General features: G+C 70.0%; 11 protein-coding genes. 5 read left to right on the forward strand and 6 right to left on the reverse strand.

The features are described from left to right. The first annotated feature begins 30 nt into the window (after positions 1-30). Positions 31-2,463 carry a tetratricopeptide repeat protein gene (locus AAF430_23670; GenBank protein MEM7413250.1) on the forward strand — a complete coding sequence of 811 codons (2,433 nt, stop codon included), beginning with the start codon at positions 31-33 and terminating at the stop codon, positions 2,461-2,463. Between the two features lie 13 nt (positions 2,464-2,476). On the opposite strand, the gene AAF430_23675 is transcribed toward AAF430_23670, so the two are convergent. Beyond that, entirely contained in the window at positions 2,477-4,072 is a 1,596-nt protein-coding gene (locus AAF430_23675; GenBank protein ID MEM7413251.1) for a hypothetical protein, read from the reverse strand. Next, on the reverse strand, positions 4,069-5,136 hold the full coding sequence (locus AAF430_23680) for a class I SAM-dependent methyltransferase (protein ID MEM7413252.1): 1,068 nt from the start codon (positions 5,134-5,136) through the stop codon (positions 4,069-4,071). Before AAF430_23680 ends, AAF430_23675 begins: the two co-directional genes overlap by 4 nt. 112 nt (positions 5,137-5,248) lie before the next feature. Here AAF430_23680 and AAF430_23685 point away from each other — a divergent pair, with 112 nt between their 5' ends. Further along, complete coding sequence (locus AAF430_23685) at positions 5,249-5,674, forward strand: VOC family protein (protein ID MEM7413253.1); 426 nt, start codon at positions 5,249-5,251, stop codon at positions 5,672-5,674. Positions 5,675-5,967: 293 nt separating this feature from the next. On the opposite strand, the gene AAF430_23690 is transcribed toward AAF430_23685, so the two are convergent. The 4 genes from AAF430_23690 to glmU all read right to left on the reverse strand — a co-directional run bounded on the left by AAF430_23690 (position 5,968) and on the right by glmU (position 13,065). Then, positions 5,968-7,422, reverse strand: a complete 1,455-nt coding sequence (locus AAF430_23690) for an adenylate/guanylate cyclase domain-containing protein (GenBank protein MEM7413254.1) — start codon at positions 7,420-7,422, stop codon at positions 5,968-5,970. Between the two features lie 88 nt (positions 7,423-7,510). After that, positions 7,511-9,706, reverse strand: a complete 2,196-nt coding sequence (locus tag AAF430_23695) for a UvrD-helicase domain-containing protein (GenBank protein ID MEM7413255.1) — start codon at positions 9,704-9,706, stop codon at positions 7,511-7,513. Positions 9,707-9,858: 152 nt separating this feature from the next. Beyond that, complete coding sequence (gene glmS, locus AAF430_23700) at positions 9,859-11,694, reverse strand: glutamine--fructose-6-phosphate transaminase (isomerizing) (protein ID MEM7413256.1); 1,836 nt, start codon at positions 11,692-11,694, stop codon at positions 9,859-9,861. A gap of 51 nt (positions 11,695-11,745) precedes the next feature. Further along, complete coding sequence (gene glmU, locus AAF430_23705; GenBank protein MEM7413257.1) at positions 11,746-13,065, reverse strand: bifunctional UDP-N-acetylglucosamine diphosphorylase/glucosamine-1-phosphate N-acetyltransferase GlmU; 1,320 nt, start codon at positions 13,063-13,065, stop codon at positions 11,746-11,748. A gap of 287 nt (positions 13,066-13,352) precedes the next feature. Between glmU and hflX the strand changes: the two genes are divergently transcribed. The 3 genes from hflX (at position 13,353) to AAF430_23720 (ending at position 16,656) form a co-directional block, all read left to right on the forward strand. Further along, positions 13,353-14,945: a GTPase HflX gene (gene hflX / locus AAF430_23710; protein MEM7413258.1), complete on the forward strand. Its 1,593-nt coding sequence runs from the start codon at positions 13,353-13,355 to the stop codon at positions 14,943-14,945. After that, positions 14,942-15,967, forward strand: a complete 1,026-nt coding sequence (locus AAF430_23715) for a beta-ketoacyl-ACP synthase III (protein ID MEM7413259.1) — start codon at positions 14,942-14,944, stop codon at positions 15,965-15,967. The genes hflX and AAF430_23715 overlap by 4 nt, the downstream gene beginning before the upstream one ends. Before the next feature lie 251 nt (positions 15,968-16,218). Beyond that, the gene (locus tag AAF430_23720) at positions 16,219-16,656 is read left to right on the forward strand and encodes a hypothetical protein (GenBank protein MEM7413260.1); all 438 of its coding nucleotides are present in this window, start codon (positions 16,219-16,221) and stop codon (positions 16,654-16,656) included. Positions 16,657-16,720 lie beyond the last annotated feature (64 nt).

Genomic DNA, 16,720 nt, shown 5'->3' on the forward strand with positions numbered 1-16,720 from the left:
CGTGCGTTTCGCCGGAGGCGACCCATCGCCATGTCTCGGAACCCGGTCCGCAGCCTGAGCCTGCGGGACCTCCGCCACCGGCTCTCCGCGCGCGGGATCGCGCGGACCGCGCTCTGCGCCGTCCTCGTCTTCGCGGCCTGCGGCAGCGACGTCGAAGCGCGACTCGTCCAGGTGCGGGCGCTGCAGGATGTCGGCCAGTTCCAGGCCTCGGTGCCCGAGCTGCGACAGGTGTTGGCGCTCGACCCGGAGCAGCCCGAAGCCAACTACCGCCTCGGCGTCGCGCTGGTCCAGATCGGCGAGCCGTCGCGCGCGGTGTGGCCGCTCCAGAAAGCCGCTTCGGCATCGGACTACCAGATCCCTGCGGGCGTCCTGCTCGCATCCACCCTGTTCAAGACCGGCAACTACGACGACGCGATCCGCGCCGCCGATCAGGTGCTCGCTGCCGACCCGGAACGTCACGCCGCGATGCGCATTCGCGCCAACGCCCACCTCGCCGCGCGCCGCCTCGAGAACGCGCTCGCCGACACGAGCATCCTCGTAGAGCGCTTCCCGGAGGACTGGACGGTCCGCGGGCTCCACGCGACGGTGCTCGGCGAACTGGGCCGACTCGAAGCCGCGGAGCGCGAACACGCGCGGGTGAAGGAGATCGGGTCGAAGAGCGAAGATCCCTCCTTGCGCAGCCGCGCCTGCCTCGCGCCAGCGCTGTTCGCCGATGAGGTCCTGAAGGACCCGGTGCGCGCCCTCGCCCTCTACAGCGAATGCGCCGAGGGCCGCCCCACCGACATCAGCGTGCTCAACCACCTGGTGAGCTTCTTCGACCGTCAGGGTGACACCGAACCCGGCACGAACCTGTGGCGGCAGGCCGTCGAGGCGGCGCCCGAGAAGCTCGCGTTGCGCCAGGGCCTCGCGCTGCGCCTCCAGGCCGTCGGCGAACCGGCGCAGGCCGAAGACGTGCTGCGCGAAGCCGTCGCGAGCTTCGACTCCGCCGCCGCCTGGAATCTCCTCGCCGGCTTCTACCGTGCGCGCAACGAACCCGGGAAGGCTCTCGACGCAATCGAGAAGGTGATCGCCCGCGGCGGCGACGCCGACGAGCGCGTGCAGTTCATGCGGGTCGACGTGTTGATCGACCTCGGCGAGCTCGAACGGGCACGCGAGGCGACCGACGAGCTGAGCCAGGCCACCTACGCCCAGCTCTTGCGTGGCCGGATCCATCTGATGGAAGGCGAGCCGGCGGAAGCGCTCGCGAATTTCGAACAGGGTATTCGGGCCTGGCCCAACAACGCTGCCGCACGCTATCTGGCGGGCATTGCCGCGCGCGACCTCGGAGACTTCGAGCGCGCCTCCTCCGAGTTCCGCGAGGCCGTGCGTGCGAACAACGCCGAGACCGACGCGGCGCTGGAACTCGCGCGGCTCTTGTACCTCCAGGGCGAGTACGAGCAGGCGATCCAGTTCGCCAACCTGGCGCGTGGCGGACGCAGCGGACCGCGCCTACCCGAGCCCTACGCGATCGCCGCCCGCTCGATGGCAGCGCTCGGGCAGGCCGAACGGGCCCGTGCCACGCTGGCCGCACTCGAACGGCTCGGGCTCCCGGTCGATGCCCTGCGCGAGCGCGCGCTGCTCGCGCGCGAACTCGACGGCCCGGTGGCGAGCCAGCGCGCCCTCGAAGCCGGGGGGCTCGACGTGAGCCTCCCCGAGCACCGCGAGCTCTTGCACGTCTCGGTCGAGAACCAGGTGCTGAGCGGCGCGGCCGAAGCGGCGCTGGAAGACGTCGAGCGCGCGCTGGCGCAGTCGAAGGACGACCCGGAGCTGCTGGGCATGAAGGGCGCCACGCTCCAGGCGGCCGGCCGGGCCGAAGAAGCCGAGGCCAGCTTCGATCGGGCCCTCGCGCTGGCACCGGACAATGCACCGGCCCGCGCCGGACTCGCGAGTCTGCGCGCCGAGCAGGGACAGATCGACGCCGCCATCGAGCTCTACGACGCGGCCTACGCTGCGATCCCCGCCGAAGGTCGCTACGGCTACGCCGCCGCCCAGCTGGTCTTGCGTGCGGGTCCGCAAGAGGCGGCCGTGGAACGTCTGCGCGCGCTGACCGGACGCCACCCCGGTCTGGCCGAAGCCCGCAACGACCTCGCGTGGCTCCTCGCCTCGCGCAGGGAGTCCCTCGACGAGGCGCTCTCGTTGGCCCTCGAGGCGCGGCGACTCGGCGGTGGCAACGCCGTCCTCGACACCCTGGGGTGGGTCCATTTCCAGCGCGGCGAGTATCCCGACGCCGTCGCGGTCCTCGAGAAGGCGTCCGCCGCCGCGCCCAACGACGCCTCGGTGCGTTACCGGCTCGCGCGCGCGGTGGCAGAAACCGGCGACGCGGAACGCGCGCGAGCGCTCTTCGCCGAAGCGCTGCGTAGCGGACCCTTCCCCGAGTCCGAAGACGCCGAGCGCCGACTCGCAGCCGCCGCAAGCGGCAGCTGACGCGAACGCCGACTCACGGCGCTTCGCCGGTGTCCGGGCGCTGCGCTTCCTCGAGCGCGCGACGCACGCGCCTGGTCCACGGCCCGCCCAGGGCCAACGCCTGCTCGAGCGCGGCGCGCTCGCCTTCGCGCTCCCCGCGCTCGGCGTGTGCCCGCGCCACGAGCCACCAGGCGGGCTGACTCCGCGGGGGACGGGTGCGCGCTCGCGCAACCGCGCGTCCGGCCAGGGCGTCGACATGCGCTTCGAAGGCGGGCATCCCGCGCAGGGGAGCGAGTCCCAGATCTTCCGCGACCGTGTGAAACGCGAAGTGTTCGCCGCGCGTGGCGGCCTCGAGGGCATCCAGTGCGTCCTGCGGTTCGCCGCGCTGGGCGGCGGCGCGGGCCGCGAGCCAATGGGCACTGCTCCCGTCCGGGAAGGCGCGTGCGGCATCGACGAGCAGCCGCGTCTCGTTCGTCCACAGCGCGGCGCGTTCGTACGAACGGGCGGCGAAACCGAGCGCCAGCCCCGCCACCAGTATCCACGCGACGCTTCGCGCGGCGGAGGGGAGCACCGCGTCGCGGCACGCGAGGCAGAGGGCGCCGACGACCGACGGCACGATGAAGTAGAGGTAGCGATCGGCGACCGGATGCAGGAACGGAAACCACTGGGAGACCGGGGCGAAGGCCGCGATCGCCGCGAGCCAGGCGACGCCCTCGAGCCGCTTCGCCCGGAGCGTGACGACGCACCGCCACGTGACGCCGAGCGCGATGATCGCGCCGACGAGGCGCCAAGCGACGCTCGGACGCGGCTCCTGGAAAGCGGCCACACCCAGCGAGCTCGCACCGATCCACGCCGTGCGCCCCGTCGCCTCGAGCACCCCGCCCAGGCGCTCCCCGAGACTGTCCGCCACCTCGACCGCACCGAGCGCCTGGTGGGCCTGCCAAGCGGGAACCGCATAGGCGAGCGAGAGCCCGCACCAGAGTGCCCACCAGCGCCAGCCGTTCCCGTCGGCGCGCCGACATGCGAGCCAGGCGGCGATCGTCGGCAGCAGGAAGAGCGCCTGCGCCTTCGCCGCAAGCGCCGCCACGTAAAGGACGGTCGCCCAGCCCGGCCGGCACGCGAAGAGACACCCCGCCCCGGCAGCGAGCCCGAAGGCGAGTAGGGTCTTCGACTGGGAGATCCAGGCGACCGCTTCGACGTTGGCAGGATGCAACGCAAAGAGCAGTGCCGCCGCCAGGGAAACCGAGCGGGTCACGCCCGAGCGGTTCAGGATCGCCGCGACGGCGGTGGCATTGGCTGCGTGCAGCACCACGTTCGCGACGTGCAGCGGGACCACCGCGTCGCCGAAGAACGCGCGCTCGAGGGCGACGAAACCGAGGTGCAGCGGGGCGTAGTTCCCGGTGAAGAACTTCGCGGGCCCGGTCGGGTCGAAGATCGCCAGCCAATGCTCGACGCGGAGCGCGCCGGTGTAGGGGTGCGCCACGAAGTAGGCGAAGTCGTCCGAGACGAAGGGTCCCGATAGCGCCGGCGCATAGACCGCAAGGAGCAGCAGGGTGAAGGACCCGAGGCACCCGAAGAGATCGACGCTGCCGAGCCGTTCTTCCTCCCGACGCGCTTCGGTGTCGCTCACGCGCGGTCGAGGGTACGCAGTGCGACCACGTGGACCGTCGCCCCGCTGCGCCGAAATGCCGAACGCATCGAACGCCACAGCGCCCAGGGCGCGAGCAGAGCGCCGAGCAAGCGCAGCTGCCAGCGGGTGGTCGCGCGGAATGGCGACGGGACGCCTGGAGATCGGCGCTGCAGCAGGGTGTAGAGGCCGTTGCGAGGGAGCGACGCCAGCCGGTTCTGGGCGCTCTGGATCCAACCGAACGGGTTCTGGCGCAGCGAGAAGTGGTGATCGTGGATCGGTTCGAAACCCGTGTCCTCGAGGAGCCCCCGCAGCGCCTTCAGCGGGAACTGATAGAGGTGCCGGGGCAGATCGAGGTGGAACCACTCGGCGCCCGCCCAGCGGGCCTGCTCGCTCTCGAAGTTCGGCACCGCCACGACCAGCCGCCCGCCCGGACGCAGCACGCGCCGGATCTCCTCGAGCGTCCCGCGCGGATCCGTCAGGTGCTCAAGGACGTGCCAGATGAGCACCTGGTCGAAGTAGGCGTCGGGGTAGCCGGCGCTCGCGAGATCCGGGGCGATGCGCACCTCGGCGCGTGGATCCGCGCCGGTCGCCGCCGCCGGCGACTGCTCCATGCCGTGCACTTCGAAACCGCGATCGGCGAGCGCGCCCAGGACCACGCCGCGGCCACATCCCACGTCGAGAACGCGGGCGCCTTCGGGCATGCCCCAGGAGAGGAACGACGCGTGCCGCGCGCCCACCCAACGCACCAACCACTCGAAGCCGTCGCCGAACTTCGCGCCGGGCGAGCCGTAGTAGTCCGCTGGGTAGAAGGCGGCGACGGTCTCGACGTCGAGCATCGGCACGAATCGCGCCAGCCCGCATTCGGTGCAGATGCAGACGGGAGACGTCAGGCCCTCCACCGCGAAACGCGGCGCCGCCGTTTCGGCCCCGCAAGCGGGACAGGGATCGACGGGCTCCGGCGGACCCGACAGGGGCCGCACGGCCGCGCCGTAGAGCGCCTGCACGACAGAGGGCGATGCGGGTTCGGGGAGCGATTCGGACGCGGCGGACGGCGCTTCGGACACGGCGACTCGCAACGTGCGTCGGCCGGCACGGCGGGTCAAGCCGAACGGTTCGCTGGCGAGATCGACGCGCGTGATCGTCTAGGCTTCCGGCGCGCGCCCGGAGGAGCCCGCCATGTCCGCCATCGAGATCACCAAGCTCGACCATGTCGTGTTGCGGGTGCGCGACGTGGATGCGTCCCTGCGCTTCTACTGCGAGGTCCTCGGCTGCCGAGAGGAGCGACGCATCGAGGCCCTGGGCCTGGTCCAGCTGCGCGCCGGGGCTTCGCTCATCGACCTGGTCGACCTCGACGCGCCCCTCGGCCAGGCCGGCGGCGCGCCCCCAGGGGAAGAGGGGCGGAACGTCGACCATGTGGCCCTGCGCCTGGCCCACTTCGACGAGGCCGCGATCCGGGCCCAACTCGCCGCCGCCGGGATCGAGATGGGAGAGGTGGGCCAGCGCTACGGAGCCGATGGCACCAGCCCCTCCGTGTACTTGCGCGACCCCGACCTGAACGTCGTGGAGCTCTGCGGCCCGGCTACCGAGCCGCCCCTTTCCTGACCCCGTCGAGACGGGGGCGCCGGCCCGAGAAAAGTGCCGGATCTCGGGAACCCGACCGCGGAAGCCGGTGTCTCTCTTCATGTGGCGAGGGACAGCGCCACAGGGTCCGATTCACTCTGCAGCAGCACGCGCCGCGCCTTTGGGGTTCCACTCCTCCCTCAAAGGCGCGGTTCGTCATTGGGGGCACGGCTCCCAGTTGGAACCGCAGCGGGGGCGGTCGCGCGCGCAGGCTGCGTGAAACCGCGCCGTCGTGCGAGCTTCGCGGGGCCCACTGCCGGACGGTTGCCGGTCCCTCAGTCCGTCGCGGGCGCGTCGTCCGAGGTGCCCTCGAGGCGATGGGCGAGCACTTCTTCCTTTCCGAGCGGTCCCATCGCTTCGAAGCCGTCGCGCTCGGGGAGCTCGGACAGGGTCTCCTCGGAGATCAGCAGGCCGTTCACCGGCGCGTACTTCTGCAGGTGTCCAGCCACGTCGAGGACCGGGCTGTAGGCCACGCCGCGCTCGCGATCCACCAGGGAACGCCCCGTGTGGATGCCGAGCCGCACGCGGAAGGGAAGCTGGAGCAGGTTCTCGTCGGCGTTGAAGGTGCCGAGCCGATCGAGCACGGCGGTGGCCGCACGCACGGCGTCGAGGGGAGCGTCGAAGAAGCACATCAGCTCGTCGCCGTTGCTGTTGAGCACCTGCCCGGTGTGGTCCTCGACGACCTGCTGTGCGAACCCGCGAAACCGCTCGAAGGAGACGATCACGTGCTCCGGCCGCGTCGCACGCACCTTCAGCCCATGGGAATCGACGACGTCGATGTCGAGGAAGCTGCCGAAGAACCCGTACTCCCGCTCGATCTCCTCGTCGCGGAGGATCTTCTCCTCCATCCGGTCCTTCAATGAGGGCTCTGCCGTTCCAACGCTCCCGACGCTCGCGCTGCGCTCCTCGGGAGCGTCCTCGGGAAGGTCGATGCGCAGGGACACGCGATCGGCGAGCTGGATCACCTGTCCGTTGCGCAGTGCGGTCCGATCTTCCACGCGACGCCCGTCGACGTAGCTCGGGTTGGTCGCGCTCTTGTGGACGAGGTGCCAGCGCCGTTCTTCCCACACGAGCTCGGCGTGGAAGCGTGACACACCTTGTTCGGTCAGCACGACGTCGTTCGTCGGGTGGCGCCCCACCTGATTGCGCTGCGACAGGAGCGGAAGTCGCTGGCCCTCGAGGGCACGGATCCCGCGCAGCACCACCAACGAGGCGGTCGGCGGCAGCGCTTCTCGGATCTCGGTGCTGGCGTCCCCGCCCGGCTCGGCGAGGACGGGACCCTCGAAGGTGGTGTCCTCGGGTCGGGATTTCGGGATCGCCATCAATCCCGATAGCGAGATTCCCGGGCGCGAACGCACCTCGAAGACGGTGCCGCCCATCTGAATCCGGTCGCCGACCTGGATCAGGGTGTGGCCCACGGCGCTGCCGTTCACGAGGGTGGGCGACGCGGCGCCGGGCTGGTGTTCGAGCTCGACGGCCACCTCGCCGACGCGGATCGACGCCTGCGTCGGCGAGACCTGGGGATCGTGCAGTCCGATCTCGCCGGTGCGCGCACGCTCGCCAGCGAGCCGTCCGATCGTGACCTCGTCTCCGTCGATCGTGAAACGGCTCCCCGTATCCGCCCCTTCCACCACGAGGAGTTCGAGGGTGCGGTCCGCCTGCTCTCCCGACGGGGAGTCGGGCGACGCGTCCGGAGACGGGCGTCCGAAACGGGGAATCCAGCGACGCAACGGTTCCTCCTCGCGCCGGCCCCCTCGGCCCGTCGCGGCGCCGAATTCTACCGCCCCGTCGGGGCGCCGGGAACCGAGGCGCCTGCGCTCAGCCGAGTTCGAGGTTGGCGAACTTGAGCATCAGCGTCTTGATCCCGGCTCGCTCGAACTGGATCTTCAGCTTCTGGGAAGGTCCACTGCCCGACACCGAGATCACGACGCCCGCCCCGAAGTGCGGGTGGTGCACCCGCACTCCCGGGCCGATCTCCGACGGATCGTCGGGCGTGTCCTGGGCGTAGGAGTAGTCGTATTCCGGGCCGGATTCCGTACGTCCACCCCCGCGACGACCCAACCCGCCCCCGATGTGCTCGACCACTTCGGTGGGGATCTCCTCCAGGAATCGCGAGGGGACGCCGTAGGTGCGGGAGCCGAAGCGCATCCGCTCGGCGGCGCAGCTGATGGTCAGGCGCTCCATGGCCCGGGTCATCCCCACGTAACAGAGGCGACGCTCCTCCTCGATGCCGGCTTCGTCGCGCAGGGAGCCCGAGTGGGGGAAGACGCCCTCTTCCATACCCACCAGGAAGACGATCGGGTACTCGAGTCCCTTCGCCGAGTGCACGGTCATTAGCGAAACGTAGTCGTCGCGGCGGTCGTAGCGGTCGACGTCGGACACCAGCGCCACCTGATCGAGGAAGAGCTCGAGATCCGAGCGCTCGTCGTCGGGCGCTTCGGCGTTCGCGCGCTGGAAGTCCTCGGCCGCGGCGATGAGCTCGCGCAGGTTCTCGATCCGGCTCTCGGCCTCCGGCCCGCCCTCGCGTTCGAGAGCGGCGAGGTAGCCGGAGCGCTCGAGCACCAGCGCGACGGCCTGAGACGGGGACGCGGGCAGCACCTCGCGGTGCAGCTCGTCGAGCAGCCGGAAGAAGCGTCCGATCTTCGGAGCGGCGCGGGAGCCCGCCTCGCTCTGGGCGTAGAGGCGCAGGCCTTCGAGTGCCGTCACCCCGCGCTCTACGGCGAGTGCGTCCGCGCGATCGACGGTCGTCTTGCCGATGCCGCGCGCCGGCTTGTTCACGATGCGGCGCAGCGCCGCGCCGTCGGCCGGGTTCAGCACCAGACGCAGATACGCCAGCGCGTCCTTCACTTCGGCGCGGTCGTAGAAGCGCACGCCGCCGACCACGACGTAGGGCACGTCGTACTTGAGCAGCTCTTCCTCGAAGATCCGCGACTGGGCGTTGGTGCGGTAGAAGATCGCGCAGTCCCCGTAGGCACGACCGTCGGTGCGCGCGTGGGTGAGGATCTCGCGCACCACCATCTGCGATTCCTCGCGATCGTCGTCCGCTTCGTAGAGCCGAATCGAATCGCCACCCTCGCGCTCGGTGAACAGCTCCTTCCGCCGTCGCGCCACGTTGTTCGCGACGACAGCGCTGGCGCCCTGCAGGATGGGCTGGGTCGAGCGGTAGTTGCGCTCGAGCTTCACGACCTTCGCGCCGGGATAGTCGGTCTCGAAGTCGAGGATGTTCTGGATGTCCGCGCCGCGCCACGCGTAGATCGACTGGTCCGGGTCGCCGACCACGCAGAGGTTGCCGTGCTCCGACGCCAGCTGCTGCACCAGTTGATACTGCACGCGGTTGGTGTCCTGGTACTCGTCGACCAGGACGTACTGCCAGCGTCGCCGGTAGTGGGCGAGCACCTGGGGAAAACGATCGAAGAGATCGACGGTCTTCAGCAACAGATCGTTGAAGTCCAGGGCCTCGGCCTCGGCCAGGAGCCGCTGATAGGTCGCGTAGAGGTCGGCAGCGAGTTCCCCGTCGGCGTCCACCGCCTGACGGGACGCCGCGGCCGGGTCGTCGCCCGCGTTCTTCCACTGATCGATGCGCCAGCGCAGGCGCCGTGGGTCGGCCACCTTCGGGTCGAGACCGTGGCGCTGCAGCGCCTGCTTGATCACGCCGAGGCTGTCGGCCTCGTCGTAGATGACGAAACCGCGGGACATGCCGAGGTGTCCGATCTCGCGGCGCAGGATCCGCACGCACAGCGAGTGGAAGGTCGACATCCACACCGCGTCGGCGTCGGCGCCGAGCAGCTTCTCGACGCGCTCGCGCATCTCGCCGGCGGCCTTGTTGGTGAAGGTCACCGCCAGGATGCCTTCGGGCGCGATGCCGCACACGCCGATCAGATAGGCGATGCGCTGGGTGAGGACCCGCGTCTTTCCACTCCCCGCCCCGGCCAGAACCAGGAGCGGACCTTCAGTGGTGACAACGGCATCACGCTGCTCGGGGTTGAGACCCTCGAGAATCGTATCGGCGAGCAATGGGGAGCGTCTCCGTCGGAGGAAACGTCGGGAGCCAGGGGGAAGTCCGAAGGTACCGGCTCTCGTCGTCGGGCGCAGCGTGGGCCCCTACCGACGCGGCGCGCCCGGCCGAGCCCGTTTCGCGCGGCGCCGTGCCCGCTTCCAGCTTTCGCCTACTCGACGGTGACGCTCTTCGCCAGATTGCGCGGCTGGTCGACGTCGGTGCCCTTTGCGACCGCGATGTGGTACGCGAGCAGCTGCAGCGGGATCGTCGCCACGACGGCGGTGAGGTGGTCGCCCAGGTCGGGGATGCGGATCACCTCGTTCGCCTTCTCGGCGATCTCGGTATCGCCCTCGCTCGCGATCGCGATCACCTGGCCGTCCCGGGTGCGCACCTGCTCGAGGTTCGACACCACCTTGTCGTAGACCGGGCTCTGGTTGGCGATTACGACGACGGGCATGTGCTCGTCGATCAAGGCGATCGGACCGTGCTTCATCTCGCCGGCGGCGTAGCCCTCGGCGTGGATGTAGGAGATCTCCTTGAGCTTGAGCGCGCCCTCGAGGGCGATCGGATACATGATCCCGCGGCCCAGGAACAGGAAGTTCGTGGCGTGGAAGTAGCGCTGGGCGATGCCGCGGATCTCGTCGTCGAGGCGCAGCACCTGCTCGATCATCCGGGGCAGGCGCAAGAGTGAGCGGATGTGCTCGGACGCCGCCGCCTCGTCCACCTTGCCCCGCGCGATGCCGAGCTTCAGCGCGAGCAGGTAGTGCGCGATCAGCTGGGTGGTGAACGCCTTCGTCGACGCCACGCCGATCTCGGGACCGGCCTGGGTGTAGAGGACGTCGTCGCTTTCGCGGGCGATGGTCGCGTCGCGCACGTTGCAGATCGCGAGCACCCGCGACCCGACGCTCTTCGCCTGACGCAGGGCGGCCAGGGTGTCGGCCGTCTCGCCCGACTGGGAGACCGGAACGGTCATCACGCGGTCATCGAGGATCGGCTGCCGATACCGGAACTCGCTGGCCAGGTCGACTTCGACCGGAATCCCGGCGAGCTGCTCGTAGAGGTACTTGCCGACCATGCACGAGTAGTAGGCGGTGCCGCAGGCCACCAGGCAGAGCCGATCGACGCGCTCGGCCTGCTCGGGCGATAGATCGATGGCACCGAGGTCGACGTCGCCGCTGGCGTCCGAGACCCGCGTGCCGATCGTGTCCATGATCGCGCGCGGCTGTTCGAAGATCTCCTTCTGCATGAAGCGGTCGTAACCGCCCTTCTCTGCGGACACGGGGTCCCACTGGATCGGCACCGGGTCGCGCTCGACGGGACGCCCCTCCTCCGACACGACCTGCACGCCCTCCTCGGACAGGACGGCGAACTCGCCGTCCTCGAGGAAGAGCATCTGCCGCGTGTAGGGCAGGATCGCCGGGATGTCGCTCGCCAGGAACGACTCCTTGTCGCCGAGCCCGAGGATGATCGGGCTGCCGCCGCTCTTCGCCGCCACGAGGTGATCCGGGGCGCGATCACTCACCGCGCCGAGTGCGTAGGAGCCCTGCAGCTTGCGACTCGCCGCCTGCACCGCCGCGAGCAGGTCGTCGCCGTCGCCGAGCTCGATGTCGATCAGGTGCGCGATCAGCTCGGTGTCGGTGTCCGACTCCATCGTGCGCCCCGCACTCTCGAGCTCCTGTCGGAGTTCGCGATAGTTCTCGATGATCCCGTTGTGCACGATCGCGACGCCGCCCGAGCGGTGCGGGTGGGCGTTGCGCTCGGAGGGCTTGCCGTGGGTGGCCCAGCGCGTGTGGCCGATGCCGAGGCGTCCGCCAATCGGCTTGTCGCGCAGCACCCCCTCGAGGTTGGCGAGCTTGCCGAGGGCGCGGCGCACTTCGATCGCGCTCTCGTCGATGATCGCGACCCCGGCCGAGTCGTAGCCGCGGTACTCGAGGCGCCGCAGGCCATCGATCAGGACGTCCATGGCGCGCTGATTGCGCCCGATGTAGCCGACGATTCCGCACATATCCGTTTCTCCCCGCCCGCGGTCCGCTGGTCGGACTCCTGGGCTTCGCTGCTACTTGCGACGCCGCCGCGCCACCCAGCCCTCGACGTTGCGCTGCTTCGCCCGGGCCACGCCGAGCGCCTCTTCGGGAACCCGGGTCGTGATCGTCGATCCGGCGGCGACGAAGGCATCGGCTTCGACGACGACCGGTGCGACCAGGTTCGCGTTGCACCCGATGAAGGCGCGCTCGCCGACCTCGGTGCGGTGTTTCGCGACGCCGTCGTAGTTCACCACGACCGAGCCACAGCCGAAGCTGGCACCGGCGCCGACGCTCGCGTCGCCGATGTAGCTCAGGTGGTCGGCCTTCACGCCGTCGCCCAGCACGCTGTTCTTCACCTCGACGAAGTTCCCGATGCGGACGCCGTCGCCCAGCTCGCAGTCGGGGCGGATGTGGGCATTCGGCCCGAGTACCACGGCGTCGCCGAGCCGGCTCGACTCCACGACGCACCCGGGCTTCAGATGGGCGTCGCTCCCGATCACCGTCGGGCCTTGGATCACGCAGCCGGGCTCGATCAAGCTGTCCTCGCCGATTTCCACGTCGACATCGATGTAGGTCGAAGTGGGATCCACGATCGTGACACCGCCCGCCAGCAGACGGTTCATCACCCGCTTGCGCATCGAGGCGGCGGCCTGGGCCAGCTCGGCCCGGGTGTTCACGCCCACGGCCTCCTCGGCGTCTTCGAGCTCCAGGGCTTCGACCCGCAGGCCGTCGCCCACCGCGAGCTCGATGATCGTCGTGACGTAGATCTCGCCCTGGGCGTTCCGATCGTCGACGCGGTCCAGGAGCTTCCAGAGCAGCCCCGCGTCGACGAGGTAGACGCCGGTGTTGCGTTCGGGGATCGCCAGCTCGTCCGGCGTGGCGTCGGTGGCCTCGACCACCTTCGCGACGCGGCCCTGGGCGTCGCGGACGACGATGCCTGGCACGTCGACGGCGGCCGTCAGCATCACCAGGTCGGCCTGGGTCTCGGCCTTGTGGGCGCGCATGCGCGCCAGCGTCTCGCCGCGCAGCAGCGGCGTATCGCCGTAGAGGATCAGCACATCGCCCTCGAACCCGGCGAGTGCCTCGCGGCATTGAAGGACCGCGTGGCCCGTGCCGCGCTGCTCGGCCTGGAGGACGAAGTCGGCCTGGCCCGAGAAGCGCTCCTCGACCCGCTCGGCCCCGTGCCCGATGACGACCAGACTGCGGCTGGCACCCGAGGCTGCGGCGGCGGCCAGCGAGAACCCGAGCATGGGACGCCCACAGACCTCGTGAAGGACCTTGGGGGTCTTCGAGCGGAGACGGGTGCCCTTCCCCGCGGCGAGAATGACGGCTGCGCAGTCGCGATCGGCCATGGCGTCTCCCTGTTTCGGCGAGTCGGGAGCGAAGCTGACGGGGGAAGCGCCCGAAGCCGAGGGAGTCGGACGCTACCAGTGCCGATGCGGCCCGGGTAGCGGCCTGACGCACGCTGATCCCCGCGGGGCATCTAGCGTCGGCCCGCTCGCCGGGAGCCCTTCCGCGCTAGATTGGCGGCCGTCGAAGGGAGCCTCCGATCCACGTCACCGGCAACACCCATGGCCTGAAGGCCAGCCAAGCCCGCGCTCTCGAGCGTCTCGGTCGACGACGACTCCCCCCCGAACGTTTGGTCACCCAGGAATTCGCGCGCCAGCTCACCGAACTGAGCGCCGAGACCGGACGTCAGGTGGGCGTGCTCGTCGACCGCCGCGGCAACGTCACCCACGTGATGATGGGCGACGCCCGCGGCGTCGAGATGCCCGATTGGGGACGTTTGCGCGCAGGTCGCGGACGCCTGCGCGGCTTGCGCTGCATCCACACGCACCTCTCGGGCGAAGGGATCTCGCGCGACGACGAGACCGACCTCGCCGTGCTGCGCCTCGACGCGATGGTCTCGATCGAGGCCCGCGACGATGGTCTGCCCGGACTCGCGCACGTCGCGGCGCTGCGTCCGAGTCAGGACGCCGCCTCGGCGATCGAACGCCTCGATCCCACCCCCCCGGCCCAGCTCGACCTCGATTTCCGCGACTGGATCCGCGCCCGCGAAGAAGAGCTCGCCCGCCAGGACCAGACCAAGGAAGTCGGTGACGGCGAGCGCGCGATCCTGGTGTCGGTCACCGCGGGACGGAAGCCCCTCGACCTCGAGACCCAGCTCGAGGAGCTGCGCGAGTTGGCGCGCTCCGCCGGCGTCGATGTCGTCGACACCGTCACCCAGCACCGCCCGCGCATCGACCGCAAGTTCCTGATGGGACCGGGGCGCCTGCAGGATCTCGTCATCCGCGCGTTCCAGACCGACGTCGATCTCGTGATCTTCGACCAGAACCTGACGGCGACCCAGGCGCGCAACCTCGCCGAGCGCCTGGAGCTGCGGGTGATCGATCGCACCCAGCTGATCCTCGACATCTTCGCCCAGCGGGCGCGCACCCGGGACGGCAAGCTGCAGGTCGAACTCGCCCAGCTGAAGTACCTGATGCCGCGGCTGGCCCAGCGCGCCGACGTGTCGCTCTCGCGACTGGCCGGTGGCATCGGCGGGCGTGGCCCGGGTGAGACGAAGCTCGAGGTCGACCGACGGCGGGTTCGCGATCGCGTCGCCCGCCTCGAGAAGGAGCTGTCGAAGCTTCGCAACCAGCGCGAGTCGCGGCGCAAGCGACGCACCCGGCGCGAGGTGCCCACCCTCTCGATCGTCGGATACACGAACGCGGGCAAGAGCACCCTGCTGCGCGCGCTCACGAAGACGGAAGTGCACGTCGAGGATCTGATGTTCGCGACCCTCGACCCCACCTCGCGACGGCTGCGCTTTCCGCAGGAGCGGGAGGTGATCATCACCGACACGGTGGGATTCATCCGCGACCTGCCCGAAGACCTGGTCGCGGCGTTTCGCGCGACGCTGGAAGAGCTCGAAGACGCCGACCTGCTGCTCCACGTCGTCGACGCGGCGACGCCCGAGTTCGAGCGACGCATCGAGGCGGTGCGCGAGGTGCTGAGCGACATCGGGCTCGGCGACACCCCCGAGCTCCTGGTGTTCAACCAGATCGATCGCCTGCCCCGGGGCGTCGGTGCGAGCCTGGCCGCGCGCAACGGTGGCGTCGGGGTCTCGGCGCTGAGCCGCGAGGGTTTCGCCGAGCTGATCCAACGCGCGGAAGAAGTACTGTGGGAAGAACAGCGGGCCGAGGCCGCGCTGTCCGGCGGCGACCAGTTCGCCGAGGGGGGAGCACGATGACGACGGCGACGCCGGGAATCCGAGCCAAGATCAGCGGTACGGGCATGCACGTCCCCGAGCGGGTCGTCAGCAACGATGATCTCGCCGAGCTCATGGAGACGAGCGACGAGTGGATCCGCCAGCGCTCGGGCATCGCAACCCGCCACTGGGTCGAGCCTGGCCAGAAGCCGTCGGAGCTGGCCGCCCACGCCGTGGAACAGGCGCTCGAGAGAGCGGGCTGCGAGGCCTCGGAGATCGATCTGATCGTGCTCGCCACGCTCTCGGGCGAGGCCGACTTTCCGGGCACGTCGTTCTTCCTGCACGAGCGGCTCGAGCTGTCGGACACGCCCTGCTTCGATCTGCGGGCCCAGTGCAGCGGGTTCGTGTACGCGCTGTCGGTGGCGAACGCCTTCGTGCGCAGCGGGCAGTACCGCCGCGTGTTGGTGATCGGCTGCGAGATCCACTCGACGGGCATCGACGTCAGCACCGAGGGACGCGACGTCGCGGTGCTCTTCGGGGATGGCGCGGGCGCGATCGTGGTCGAGGCGAACGAAGACCCGGCCGATCCGGGCGAGATCCTCGAGGTGCGGCTGCACGCCGAGGGTCGCTTCGCCGACAAGCTGTGGATCGAGGCGCCCGGTTCGGGCTTCCAGCCCGTCCGTATCACTCAGGAGCTGATCGACGAGAAGCGCCACTTCCCGCGCATGCAGGGTCGCTTCGTGTTCAAGCACGCGACGCGCCGCATGCCCGAGGTGCTGATGGAGACGCTCTCGGCTGCCAGCGTGAAGCTCGAGGACGTCGACCACTTCCTGTTCCACCAGGCAAACCTGCGGATCAACGAGTACGTCGCGGGCCAGCTGCAGATCCCGCCCGAGCGCTGCCCGGCCAACATCGATCGCTATGGCAACTGTTCGGCCGCCTCGATCCCGATGCTCCTCGACGAAGGCGTGCGAGCCGGGCGCATCCAGCCCGGCCAACTGGTAGCGATGACCAGCTTCGGCTCCGGGTTTTCCTGGACGAGCGCCCTGGTTCGCTGGAGCTGAGCGAGGCCCGACCGCGTCGCTCGACGCGCTATGCCGCGCCGCGTCGGGCGGGCGACCCCGCCTCCACACTGACCTGAAAACCAAGCATTTCCAGGTGTTTAGAGATCCGTATGCGCGTGCGTTGACGCATCGACGCAGCGCGTTATACTGCACTGCGTCGTCGCGGGGGTGGACCTTCTTTACTCCTCGGCCTGCCCCCATCGGCGACCCCCTTCCGACGGGCTCCCAGCCCGCGCAACGAGGTACCTCCAATGTTCGAATCCACGACCGCGACGCTCCAGGATGGCGTCGAGTACGTCCGCGAGGCTGTTGGCTCCCTCGAGGACGAGTTCCAGCGGGTCCAGAAGGACCTGGAAGGCCGCCGCAAGAAGCTCGAGAAGCGGGTGGCCAGCGAGCGCAAGGCGTTCGAGAAGCGCGTCCAGACCCGCCGCCGCGAGATCGAGAAGCGGACCAAGAAGTTCCGCACCGAGATCGAGAAGAGCGGCCCGGTGAAGCGCCTCGAGGCGCTCCGCAAGGACGCCACGAAGCAGTTCGAGCAGGGCGTGTCCGACGTCCTGAGCACGCTGCGCATCGCGTCGAAGACCGACGTGCAGCGGATCGACCGGAAGATCTCCCAGCTCAACCGCAAGCTGCGCGAGATGGAAGGGGCGAAGCCCCGGACGAACGCCAAGGCGCGCAAGACCGCCTAGGCTCGGGCGCGGATCCGCACCGCGCCCATCCCACCCCCCGGTCGACTCTCGGTGAGCCCGGAGG

This window comes from Myxococcota bacterium (genome assembly GCA_039030075.1).
In the GTDB taxonomy this organism is placed as follows: domain Bacteria; phylum Myxococcota_A; class UBA9160; order UBA9160; family SMWR01; genus JAHEJV01.